Source organism: Acidisoma sibiricum (genome assembly GCF_057837225.1).
In genome coordinates this window covers 346397-358164 of the sequence record NZ_CM174445.1, presented here as the reverse complement: position 1 = coordinate 358164, position 11768 = coordinate 346397, and the positions used below count along the sequence as shown (strand labels likewise).

General features: G+C 64.4%; 10 protein-coding genes and 1 pseudogene. 7 read left to right on the top strand and 4 right to left on the bottom strand.

The window, feature by feature from the left end:
- The first annotated feature begins 10 nt into the window (after positions 1 to 10).
- The 6 genes from AC3G7M_RS01720 (at position 11) to nanR (ending at position 6404) form a co-directional block, all read left to right on the top strand.
- Complete coding sequence (locus tag AC3G7M_RS01720; RefSeq protein WP_489214021.1) at positions 11 to 463, top strand: RpiB/LacA/LacB family sugar-phosphate isomerase; 453 nt, start codon at positions 11 to 13, stop codon at positions 461 to 463.
- 26 nt (positions 464 to 489) lie between these two features.
- Positions 490 to 1866 (top strand): four-carbon acid sugar kinase family protein, encoded by a 1377-nt coding sequence (locus AC3G7M_RS01715; protein WP_489214020.1) that lies wholly within the window; start codon positions 490 to 492, stop codon positions 1864 to 1866.
- A gap of 16 nt (positions 1867 to 1882) precedes the next feature.
- Complete coding sequence (locus AC3G7M_RS01710) at positions 1883 to 2722, top strand: phosphogluconate dehydrogenase C-terminal domain-containing protein (protein WP_489214019.1); 840 nt, start codon at positions 1883 to 1885, stop codon at positions 2720 to 2722.
- An 11-nt stretch (positions 2723 to 2733) separates the two neighbouring features.
- Positions 2734 to 4419 carry a D-apionate lactonase family protein gene (locus tag AC3G7M_RS01705; RefSeq protein ID WP_489214018.1) on the top strand — a complete coding sequence of 562 codons (1686 nt, stop codon included), beginning with the start codon at positions 2734 to 2736 and terminating at the stop codon, positions 4417 to 4419.
- Between the two features lie 35 nt (positions 4420 to 4454).
- On the top strand, positions 4455 to 5489 hold the full coding sequence (locus AC3G7M_RS01700) for a Gfo/Idh/MocA family protein (RefSeq protein ID WP_489214017.1): 1035 nt from the start codon (positions 4455 to 4457) through the stop codon (positions 5487 to 5489).
- A gap of 99 nt (positions 5490 to 5588) precedes the next feature.
- Complete coding sequence (gene nanR, locus AC3G7M_RS01695; RefSeq protein WP_489214016.1) at positions 5589 to 6404, top strand: transcriptional regulator NanR; 816 nt, start codon at positions 5589 to 5591, stop codon at positions 6402 to 6404.
- 4 nt (positions 6405 to 6408) lie between these two features.
- Here the strand turns inward: nanR and AC3G7M_RS01690 are convergent, their stop codons facing one another.
- Positions 6409 to 7602, bottom strand: coding sequence for a phytanoyl-CoA dioxygenase family protein (locus AC3G7M_RS01690; protein ID WP_489214015.1), 1194 nt, complete (start codon positions 7600 to 7602; stop codon positions 6409 to 6411).
- 124 nt (positions 7603 to 7726) lie between these two features.
- Between AC3G7M_RS01690 and AC3G7M_RS01685 the strand changes: the two genes are divergently transcribed.
- Positions 7727 to 8752: a LacI family DNA-binding transcriptional regulator gene (locus AC3G7M_RS01685; RefSeq protein WP_489214014.1), complete on the top strand. Its 1026-nt coding sequence runs from the start codon at positions 7727 to 7729 to the stop codon at positions 8750 to 8752.
- Position 8753: 1 nt separating this feature from the next.
- Here the strand turns inward: AC3G7M_RS01685 and AC3G7M_RS01680 are convergent, their stop codons facing one another.
- From AC3G7M_RS01680 to AC3G7M_RS01670, 3 genes and pseudogenes are all read right to left on the bottom strand, one after another.
- Positions 8754 to 9629 carry a CDP-alcohol phosphatidyltransferase family protein gene (locus AC3G7M_RS01680; RefSeq protein ID WP_489214013.1) on the bottom strand — a complete coding sequence of 292 codons (876 nt, stop codon included), beginning with the start codon at positions 9627 to 9629 and terminating at the stop codon, positions 8754 to 8756.
- 203 nt (positions 9630 to 9832) lie between these two features.
- A pseudogene (locus tag AC3G7M_RS01675) lies at positions 9833 to 10495 on the bottom strand (phosphatidylserine decarboxylase); the annotation flags it as partial.
- A gap of 21 nt (positions 10496 to 10516) precedes the next feature.
- The gene (locus tag AC3G7M_RS01670; protein ID WP_489214012.1) at positions 10517 to 11656 is read right to left on the bottom strand and encodes a LysM peptidoglycan-binding domain-containing protein; all 1140 of its coding nucleotides are present in this window, start codon (positions 11654 to 11656) and stop codon (positions 10517 to 10519) included.
- Positions 11657 to 11768 lie beyond the last annotated feature (112 nt).

Sequence of the window (11768 nt, the reverse complement as noted above, 5' to 3'; positions counted from 1 at the left end):
AGTATATGTAATGAAAATTGTTGTCGGTGGTGACAGTGCGGGCAAGCCGCTTGCGGATATTCTGGTCAAGCATCTGACGGAACGGGGCCATGAGGTGATCGACCTTGGCGAGGAAAAGGGCGAACTCTATGCCTCGCTCGCCGATCGTGGTGCCAAGGTCATTTTGGACGGGCGCGCGGCGCGCGGCATTCTGTGCTGTGGCACGGGCATCGGCGTTGCCATCTCTGCCAATAAGGTCCCCGGCATTCGCGCGGCGCAGACCCATGATACCTACTCCGCCGAGCGGGCCGCCAAAAGCAATGACGCGCATTTCATTACCATGGGTGCGCGGGTCATCGGTAGCGAATTGGCCAAGGCCATCGCCGACAAATTTCTTGAATCCGAATTCGATCCCAAAGGTACCTCGGCGGCCAATGTCGACGGCATCAAGGGTCTCGACGCGAAATACGCGCGCGGCTCGTGAGCGGCACGGGCATCATGGAACAAGGCTTGCCGGACGGTCCGCTGGTTGCCTTCTACGGCGATGACTTCACGGGTGCGGCGGCTACCATGGAAGCGCTCACCTTCGCGGGGCTTCCAGCGGTGCTGTTCTTCGCGCCGCCCACGCCAGCGCAGTTGGACCATTTCGCGGGCATTCGTGGAATCGGCATTGCGGGCATCGCGCGATCGCAGTCCCCGGCCTGGATGCGGACGAATCTGCCACCCATCTATGAAGCGATGCGGGAAACCAAGGCCCCCATTGTTCACTACAAGATCTGCTCGACCTTCGATTCCGCGCCGCATGTCGGGTCCATTGGGGCCGCCATCGACATCGGACAGGCGATCTTCGCCAATGGCTGGGTGCCATTGGTGACGGCGGCGCCGGCTATCCATCGTTACCAGGCTTTCGGCAACCTGTTCGCGACCGTCGCAGGGCGTGGCTTCCGCCTGGACCGACATCCGACGATGAGCCGTCATCCGGTGACGCCGATGCATGAGGCCGATCTGGGCCTCCATCTGGCGCAGCAAACCAAACGCCCGATCGATGTCGTCGATTTCGTCGCCATGAAGACCGGTCAGGCTGATGCGGAGATGGCGGCGCGGCGTGCGGCAGGGGCGGAAATCCTGTCACTCGACATCGTCGATCAGGAGACGCTCGCCGAAGCTGGCCGCCTGGTCTGGGAAAACCGTGAGCCCTGTCAGTTCGTGGTCGGCTCGCAGGGGCTGGAATATGCGCTGATCGCCTATTTTCAGCAGCGTGGCTGGATTCCGGCGCAGGCGCAGGCGCAGGCGCCGGTCGCCGCCGCCGTTCGGCAGGTCGTGGGCGTGTCCGGCTCCTGCTCCCCGGTCACGGCTGAGCAGCTGGCCTGGGCCGAGGCGCATGGGTTTCGTGCGCTTGCTTTGGATGCGACGACCGCTGTCGATGAACGGGCCTGGGAGACGGAGATTGCGCGCGGCATCAGCCAGGCGCTCGCCGTGCTGTCCGCGGGTCAGAGCCCCATTCTCTATACCGCGCGTGGGCCGGACGATCCGGCTGTGGGTAGCTTGCGTGCGGCGGTGGAGGCGTCTGGTGTCGCCATGGATGTCGTCAACGACCGCATCGGCAATGGTCTGGGCCGTATCCTTGATACGACGTTGCGATCGGCTAAACTGCATCGCGGCATCGTCGCAGGCGGTGATACATCAAGTCACGCCGTGCTTGCCATGGGCGTCTATGCCCTGACGGCGCTGGCCGCCACAGTGCCGGCTGCGGCGCTGAATAAAGCTCATTCCGACGACGCGGCTCATCGTGATCTGGAGCTTGCCCTCAAGGGCGGACAGATGGGCACGCCGGATTACTTCGGACGTATCCGAGCCGGTGGCCAGGATATATCGAAAACCGTTTGATTGAAGGATCATGATCATGACCAAGGTTGCTCTTCTTGGCGCCGGCGGCAAAATGGGTGTCCGCCTTTCCACCAACCTGCAAGGCTCACGCTTCGACGTCGACCATGTCGAGGTGTCGGACGTCGGCCGCGAACGCTTGAAGACTGCGATCGGCGTTGATTGCGTCGATATGGATATTGCACTCGCCCAGGCCGATGTTGTTCTGATGGCGGTGCCGGACCGCATGATCGGTAAGATCGCTCATCAAATCATCGAAAAAGTTCGTCCGGGCACGGCCTTCATCGTGCTGGATGCCGCCGCCCCTTATGCCGGTGAGATGCCGACCCGCCCGGACGTCACCTATTTTGTGACCCATCCCTGCCATCCGCCGATCTTCAATGATGAGACTGAGGCGCTGGCGAAGAAAGATTTCTTTGGCGGCGTTCATGCGAAGCAGCATATCGTCTGCGCGCTCATGCAGGGCCCGGAAGAGCATTATGCGCTGTGCGAGGAAGTAGCCCGCACCATCTACAAGCCGGTGATGAATGCGCATCGCTGCACGGTGGAAGACATCGCTTTCCTGGAGCCCGCTTTGTCCGAGACCGTCGGCATCACGCTCTGCCTTGCCATGAAGGAAGCGGTCGATCAGGTCGTGAAGAACGGCGTGCCGCGCGAAGCGGCGGTCGACTTCATGCTTGGCCATATCAATATCGGCCTCTCCATCGCCTTTGGCGTCTTCCCCGAAGGCAAATTCTCGGACGGTGCCATTTACGCCATCAATCAGGCCAAGCCGGAAATCTTCCGTGAGGGTTGGCTGGAGCGCGTCTTCAACCGGGAAGCGGTGCTGAAGTCGGTCAAAGAAATCTGCAACGCCTGATCCATCGGGTCATGACAATACTCTCCACGCCCGGCACACGGCTCGAGATCGGCGATCTTGTTGCCTATCTCGATGAGGATGGCGGCTTCCTGCGCGCCATCACCCTGCCGGGCGAGGAAGTGTTTCGCGGCATCGGCTTCGTCGTGCGCGATCAGCACTGGGGCACTTACGCGCTCCACGCCAAGCCGCAGATCGAGCATACCGCCGAACACATCGTGATTCGGGTCGCGGGCCAGATCGATTCGCCGGATGGCGTGCTTGACTGGTCCTTGGTCTGGACCTTGCGGCCGGCCGGGCTGTCTGCCGCATGCGACTGCACGAGTGAAGCGGGCTTTCCGACGACGCGCGCCGGTTTCGTGATCCTCCACAGCCTGCCCGCCGCAAAGGGGCAGCAGTTGTCTGTGATCCATGATGACGGGCGCGTGGAGCGAACGGTTTTCCCCGATCTCATCTCACCCCATCAGCCTTTCATGGCCGTGGCAGGGATGGACTATACCACTGTCCTCGGCCATCGCCTGCGCCTCGCCTTTGTCGGCGAGGTTTTCGAGACCGAAGATCAGCGCAACTGGACCGATGCGTCCTACAAGACCTATTCGCGGCCGCTCGCCAAGCCTTTTCCGTATCGCATCACGGCGGCGGAGCCTGAGCGGCAGAGCATTGACCTGTCATTTGTGCAGATAGCGCGCCCGCCTTCCGTGCCGCCTGGTCTGCCGGTTGTGCTGCGCGAGACCGTCATGCCGCTACTCGGCGTCGGTCTGCCGCCGGGGACTGAGACCCATGGGCTGAGTACGGCGATCCGTGCTTTGGCGCCTGGCTTCGCGGCGATCGAGATCGATCTGGCGCGTGATCCCACCCTGACTCGGACCCGTTTGCTACTGGCCCTGGTGCCGGGCGCGATCCGGCTGGATATCCGCCAGGCGCCGGCCGACAGCGTTATTCGCGCCCTCGGCACGCTGGCCCGCCTGCTGTCTGGCCATCCGGTGATCGGCGTCTCGCTATGGGATGGTGATGCGGCGCTGGTCGCGGCGGCCCGCGCCATTCTGCCGAACGTCCCCATTGGCAGCGGCACCGGCGCCTTCTTCACCGAACTCAATCGCGGCACCAACTGGCCCAAGGGCGCGGATTACCTGACCTGGACATCGACGCCGACCTATCACGGATCGACCGACGATACGCTGGGCGAATCGGTTGAAACGCTGGACGACATACTGCGCACGGCCCGCGCCAGATTTCCGGGGACCCGCTTCCAGATCGGCCCGCATACGCTGGGCGCACGCTTCAACCCGAATGCGACGACCCCGGAAGGGCGCAGCCGCCCGGCCGCGCCCGATCCCCGTCAGGGCAAAGCCATCGCCGCCGCCTGGATGCTTGGCATGCTTGCGGGTTACGCCGATGACAGTGTCGAGACGATGTCCTTCTTCGAGGCGCAGGGGCCCCGCGGCTTGATGGACGCGGCCGGCCTGCCGACACCGGCAGCCGAGCTGTTCATGCGCCTCTCTGCCTTTAAGAACGGGCGCCTTGGCATTTTGGCCTGGCCCGGCCAGCCGCGCTTGCGGGGCCTGCGTCTGACCGGCCCGGCCGGTGCCGCCTATTGCATTGCCAATCTTCATCATGAGCCGGCCCGTGCCGCTCTGCCAGAGGGCGGAACTGTGCCAATAGGCAGTTTTGATACGGTGTGGCGGCCAGCCTCAGATTGAACCAAGCCTGACTGATCAGGGAGGATAAAGACAATATGACGACGTCCCCGAAGCTGCGTATGGCTCTGATCGGCTGCGGCTTTTTTGCGCAGAACCATCTGCATGCCTGGAACTCCATCCCGGAGGTTGAGATCGTCGCCGTCTGTGATCGGGACGCCGCGAAGGCGGAAGCAGCCCGGCAGACATTCGGCGCCGCGCGCGCCTATACCGATGCGGCGGCGATGTTCGCGGTCGAGACCCTCGATTTCGTTGATATTGCGACGACCATGCAGACTCATCGCGCTTTGGTAGAGATCGCGGCAGCGCGTGGCGTCCATGTCATCGTGCAGAAGCCGCTGGCACCGAGCTGGGAGGATTGCGAGGCGATCGTGCAGACCTGCGTCACGGCCGGGGTACGGCTGATGGTGCATGAGAATTTCCGCTTTCAGTCGCCAATCCTCGCGGCCCGCAGGGCGCTTGCGGACGGGCGCATAGGCCGCCCCCATTTCACCCAGGCGTCGTTCCGCAGCGGCTATGACGTCTTTTCCGGCCAACCCTATCTGGCCACTGAAAAACGTTTCATCCTGATCGACCTTGGCATTCATATCCTGGATGTCTGCCGGTCCATCATGGGTGAGGCGGAGACGCTCTACTGCCTCAGTCAGCATATCAATCCGACGATCGCAGGAGAGGATGTCGCAACGACGCTGATCAGACACCGCGACGGCGGCGTCAGCATCGTTGATTGCAGCTACGCCAGCCGCCGCTTGCCTGAGCCCTTTCCGCAGACGCTGCTGCGCATAGAAGGCGAGCACGGAACCATCGAATTGCTGGAAGGCTATCGGCTGCGCGTTACCTCTCATGGTGAAGTTACCGAGACGATGGTTGAGCCGGAAACGCTGTCCTGGACCGCCAAGCCATGGCATGTGCTGCAGGAAAGCGTGCTGAATCTGCAGCGCCACTGGGTGGAAAGCTGGCAGGCAGGTGCGCCGCCGGAGACCTCGGGTACCGACAATCTCCGCACTTATGCGCTTGTCATGGCGGCTTACGAGTCCGCCGAAAGCGGGCGTGTCGTCACTCTCGCTGGCTGACGGCGCACCGCGCCCGAACGTGTTGCAGCCAGCGGTTGCAGGCGCTTGCGCCATTGGCTAGGCAGGACGGTGAACAGTGATGGAATCGGTGGCCCGCGAATGGCAAGAAGCGCGACAATTTCGGCCAAGGGAGAGGCAGCGGCGCCAGCGCGCCGCCGGGATGCGCTTCCGATCCGCAAAATTGTCCGGCGCAAGCTGTCGGATGAGGTCTTCGACCGCCTGCTGAAGGAGATCGAAACCGGTCTTTATCCGCCCAATGCGCATATCCCGTCCGAGCGTGAGCTGATGGCGGCCTATGGCGTCGGGCGCCCCGCCATTCGTGAAGCCATGCAGCGGCTGGAAAAGCTCGGCCTGATCGTCATCACGCATGGCGAACGGGCGCGGGTGTCCCAGCCCACAGTCGCCGACGTCATCGGCCAGATCGAGCATGCCGCGCGGCATATTCTGATGACGCAGCCGGGATCTCTGTCGCAGCTTCAGGATGCCCGCATTTTCTTTGAAATCGGCATGGTGCGCGAGGCCGCACGTCTGGCGGACGAGCAGGACATCGCCCGGCTGGAAGCGGCGCTGGCGCGGCAGGCCGCTTTTCTGGAAAAGGATTCCGGCCGCTTCGTGACGGCCGATATGGAATTCCACACCACCATTGCCGCAATTTCCCGCAATGGGGTGCTGGAAGCTGTGAGCCGTGCCATGCTCCACTGGCTCAGCATGTTCCATGCGAGTCTGCTGCTGTGGAAAGGGCATGAGACGGTCACGCTGGAGGAGCACCGCATCATCCTGGACGCCATCATCGCCCATGACGAGGATGCGGCGGCCGAAGGCATGCGCACCCATCTGCTGCGCAGCCGCGGCCTGTTCCTGTCCCCCAACGCTAAAATTCAGGCGCCGTCGCCCATCAACGGCGCCGACGCCTGAAGACTCAGGTCAGCCGCCGCGCCTGTTGGGCGGCGAGATCGGCCAGGACGTCGGCTTCTGGGCGACCATCTTTCAAGGCGGCGCGCAGCAAATCCTGCTGGCTTGGGGGCGCCAGGCCGCCGATCGGCGGGTCACGGTCCAGATTGGTCGGGAAGGCATAGCCTTCGGCACAGGCGGCGATCGCGGCATCCGCTTCAGCCTGGGTAATTTGGCCTGACGCGAGTGCCTGTCGCAGGACGGGATAAAGCGCCGCACTCATCCGCGTGCGGTCGACACTTTCCATAGCGCGGCCGAAGCCGGAAGATACCTGCAGCAGGTTCGCCATGCGCCGGATATCGGCCGAGCGGTTGTGGCCGGCGGCATGGAACAGCGCGGGATTGAAGAAAGCGGCGTCACCCTTGGCCAACGGCAGCTGCACGTGGTGCTCGGCAAAGAAGGCGCGGAAGTCAGGGGTGGTGACGGCGAGATAGCCGGGCTCATAGGCCTGGCTATAGGGCAGGTAGAGCGTGGGGCCGCTCTCCACCGGCATGTCGCAATGGGCGACCGCACCCTGCAGGGTCAAGGCCGGCGACAGCCGATGCACATGGGCCGGGTATAGCGCCATCTGTGCCGGCGTCATGAAGCCCAGATGATAGTCGCGATGTGCAGATTGCGCGTCGCCGCCCGGATTGACGACATTGATCTGGGACGTGACCTGATAGGCCGGCCCCAGCCAGGCTTCGCTGACCAAAGCCAGCATCGCATTGCCGTAATAACCCGCGAACACGTCCGGCGCGCGCAGACAAAGCTTTTCCAGCGCGTTCCAGATGCGGTCATTGGCGCCAGGCTTCGCGAAATGGTCGCCGCCGCCGGTATTGGTTTCATGCTGCTCGGCGATGATGGTACGAAACACTTCAGTCGCGGCATCGATGGGGGCAGTATCGGCGAAAGCGCGCCGCAGCACGATGACGCCAGGACCGGTCATCATCGCTTCCGCCCATTCGGCCAGGATCTCTGCGCGGCCTTCGCGGCTGACGGTCACGCGGCGCACATGGTCGCAATCATAGATCAGCACGCGGGACCGTACCTCCGCGGCATGGGGGTAGTCCTCCAGTCGGGTTTCAGTCTGGGCGAGTGTGGCAAGCTCATCGAGCCATAGCCGGTCCGACGATAGAAACATGCGGTCCTGCCGCAGCTTGGCGATATTGTCGCTCTTCATGGCGCTTCCCCAGGATTTGGTAGGCGCAGCATAGGCTGGTACTGCGAGAGCTGGTCGCTCAGAAATCCATCAAGAATCGCTCAACGGGCTCGTGTCTGCTGGCGCGGTGGCGTAGGCTTTCGCCATGGCCAGAACCTTTCTCGTCAAGGAAATCGCGGATCAGGCCGGTCTGAGCGTGGCGACCGTGGACCGGGTGCTGCATGACCGGCCAGGCGTGCGCGCGCTGACCCGGGCGCGAGTCTCGGAGGCCGTCGCGGCGCTGGAAGCGCAGACCCGGCAGCGCGCTTTGGTCGGGCGGAAATTCGCGATCGACCTCGTGATGGAGGCGCCGCAGCGCTTCACGCATGAGGTGCGAGCGGCCTTGGAAAGTGAGCTGCCGACCCTGCAGCCTGCGGTCTTCCGCGCACGCTTCCATCTTTGGGAGACGGCACCGTCGGAGGAGATTGCGGCAAGCCTGGATGCCCTTGGCCGCCGCGGCAGTGACGGGGTCATTCTCAAGGCGCCGGATGTGCCGGCGGTGGTCGCGGCGGCGGATAGGTTGGTCGCCCAGGGCATCCCGGTGGTGACAATCGCCACCGACCTGCCGCTGTCGCGCCGCCATGCCTATGTCGGCATCGACAATCGTGCGGCGGGGGAGACGGCGGCCTATCTCATCGCCAATTGGCTATGGCCGCAGCCGGCGCGCATTCTGGTCTCGCTCAGCAGCAGCCGCTTCCGTGGCGAGGAGGAGCGCGAGGCCGGGTTCCGCCAGGCTTTGCGGCGGCTCTGCCCGGATGTCGGAATCGTTGAAATCAGCGAGGGCAGGGGCATCGATACCGAGACCATCGCCCTCGCGCGCCGCGCCTTGACGCAGGACCGTTCGATCGGCGGGGCCTATTCCATCGGCGGTGGCAATACGGCGATGCTGACCGCCTTCGCGGAGGCAGGGCGCCGCTGCACGGTCTTCGTTGCGCATGACCTCGACAGCGACAATGCGCGGCTGCTGAAAGAGTGCCGGATCAGCGCTGTCCTGCATCACGACCTGAAGCAGGATATGCGCACCGCCTGCCGGCACATCATGCGGGCGCAAGGGGCGCTGCGGGAAGTGGCGGGGGCTGCCGTCTCACCGGTTCAGGTGATCACGCCCTTCAACCTGCCGCCGGGGCTTTAGTCTAGCTTTCGTCTTCTTCCCCGATGCGCATGGCCTCGGCTTCACCGCGCAGGCGGCGGAAGCTGCGCATCGAGAAAGGCAGCATTCCGATATAAAGCACGCCGGCGGCAGCCAGCGCCGCCCAGGGCTCGGCAAGCAGAATGGCCGCATAGGCGCCGGTGCCGAGCAGGATGGGCAGCACGGCCGGCGCCGGCACCTTGAAGTTCTTGAAACTCCACACCGGCAGGGTCGAGACCAGCAGCAGGCCGGTGCCGATCAGCACCAGCGCCACCACGATCGGCGCGTGTGACAGGCTATCGAGCCAGGGCAGGTCCACCGCACGCGCTTCCAGGCCGACGAAGATCGGGAACAGGGCGAGCAGGGCGCCGGCCGGTGCCGGCACGCCCGTGAAGAAGCCGGCGGTATATTTGGGGGCGGGCGTTGAATCGAGCGCCGCATTGAAGCGCGCCAGGCGCAGCGCCATGCAGACGGCGAACATCAGCGACGGGATGAAGCCGACACCGCCGAAGCGATGGAGCGACCACAGATAGAGTAGGAAGGCCGGCGCCACGCCGAAGCACAGAAAGTCGGCCAGGCTGTCGAATTCCGCGCCGAAGCGAGAGGTACCCTTCAGCAGCCGGGCGATACGCCCGTCCAGACCGTCGATGACCGCGGCAACCGCGATCGCGATGACGGCGGCATCGAACTGGCCGCTGAGAGCGAAGCGGATACCCGTGAGCCCGGCGCACAGGCCGAGCATGGTCAGCACATTCGGCAGCACGCGGTTGAAGGACGGCCCTTTATAGCGCGGACGGTGGGCCGGCCGCTTCAGCCGGCGGCGGCGGCGCACCGGCCAGATGCGGGCATCCGGCAAGCCGGTGCTGCGCGGATCGCTCACAGCGTGCCGGTCTCGCGCGGGCTCGTCTCCGGTGTGCCGATGATCGTCGTCGGGCCGGCGGTCGTGATCTCGGCGGGCGGCGCATCCGGGGCTGTCGTATCGGCCAGGACGCCGTCCAGGGAATCGAGCACCGCAAGTTCGGATACGGTTTCAACATCGGCATCCGCGGCCAGCGGATCGATAACCGTCACCGTCTCAGCGCTGATGTCGGCGATGACGGTTTCGCCGCCGATCATGGTCTGCCCTTCGCAGACCAGGGGCAGCACGCCTTCCGGCAGGTAAAGGTCGGTGCGGCTGCCGAAGCGGATGATGCCGAAGCGGCCGCCGGCCTGCACATGATCGCCTTCCTTGACGTCGCACAGAATGCGGCGGGCGATGAGCCCGGCGATTTGCACCACGGCAATCTCCCGTCCGTCGTCCAGGCGAATGGCGAGCGCATTGCGCTCATTCTCGTCGGAGGATTTGTCGAGATTGGCGCTCAGGAACTTGCCGTGCCGATAGGCGATGCGCGTCACGGTGCCGTCGGCCGGCATGCGGTTCACATGCACGTCGAGGACGGACAGAAAAATTGCAACGCGCCAGCGCGGCAGGGCGCCAAGGCCGAGTTCGGAGGGCGGTACAGCCAGGGCCACGCTCACGACATGGCCGTCGGCCGGGGCCAGCAGCACATTCGGGCGTGCGGGCGGGAAGCGCTCCGGGTCACGGAAGAAATACAGGCAGAAAAGGATGAACAGGACTCCGATCCAGGCAAGCCAGCTTGCGAAGATCAACCCGATCAGGACCAGAGCCGCGCCGATCGCGAGGAAGGGGCGCGCCGCCGGATGCGGAGGGGAGAGGACGTATTTGAAAGCGCTTGAATGAGCCATGATGCTCGCCTGTTAACAGGTCTACCCCTGGCTTGTCTCGCCCCGCTTCAGTTTCTTGATGGTGGAGACATCCGGCGCATGGGTCGCTTCATCGCTGGTCGGCATGCGGAAAACCTGGCCGGGATAGATGCGGTCAGGGTCGCGGATCTGATCCGTGTTCTTCACAAAAATCGCCGTATATTGAATGCCATGGCCATAGCTGTGGCGGGCGATGGTCCAGAGACAGTCGCCGGGCTGCACCACGTCCTGCCCGGAGCCCACGGATTGCGCAAGGCTGGCGCGGGCAAACGGCACTTCGCTGCGGGCGACCACTTTTCCGCTTGGGGCCAGTTCATCGGTGCGCAGGCTGTAAAGGCCAGGCTTGAGGTCCTGGGAGGGCGTCAGCGACCAGGTGCCATGCGCATCCGCGACGGCATCGCCGATCGCCTTGTTGTTGACATAGAGGCGCACGGAGCGGCCGGGTGCCGCATGGCCGGTGAAGCGTATACGGCCTTGCTCGTCATATTGGACGATATCGAGTCCGACCGGACCGGACTGGCCGGCGGGGCCTTCCAGCAGTCTTGGCGGCGCATTGCCTTGGGAGAGCACGACCATGGGTCCTGCTGCCTGGCCGCCGCTGGTGCCGGTTGCCGTGCTGCCGGGCAGGCTGAGCAGGACGGTCGTCTTGCCGGCGGCGTCGCCGGCGCGGGCGGCTGACCCGCTGACGGAGAGCTGATGGACACCGCTCGGCAATGTCGCATCTGGCAGAAAGACCCATTGGCCATCGTCACCGGCGGTGACGGTGCCAAGCGTGCTGTCGCCGTTCTGGATCGTCAGCGTCTCGCCCGGTGCGGCGCGACCCGCCATGACCAAGGCGCCATTCTTGTCGACCCGCACCACATCGACGCTGGGTGCGGCTGCCTTGGCGGTGGCTGCGGTTGCTGAGGCGGGTGCGGGCGTGACGGCGGCCGTTTGTGCTGGTGCGGTCTGGGCCGGCGCCGTGATCTTGGGTGACGTTGCCGTCGCCGTGGAGCTTGCGGGTTGAGGCACGAGCTGACCGTGAGTCTCATACAGATAAAGTCCACCCGCCCCGACCACGCAGAGGGCCGCCAAAGCGAGGGCGCCCAAATTGCGGCCCTGCCGGCCGGGAGGGGCGGGCGCGTTCTGTGTAGCCTCAGTCATGGGCGATCTATCCTGGCAGCTCAGCCGAATTTGTTACTGATCGGCGACTCTCCTAGCACGGATTCGTTACCGCTGTGCATGGGAAAGTCATGGTCCGCGTGGGCCGCCCGGC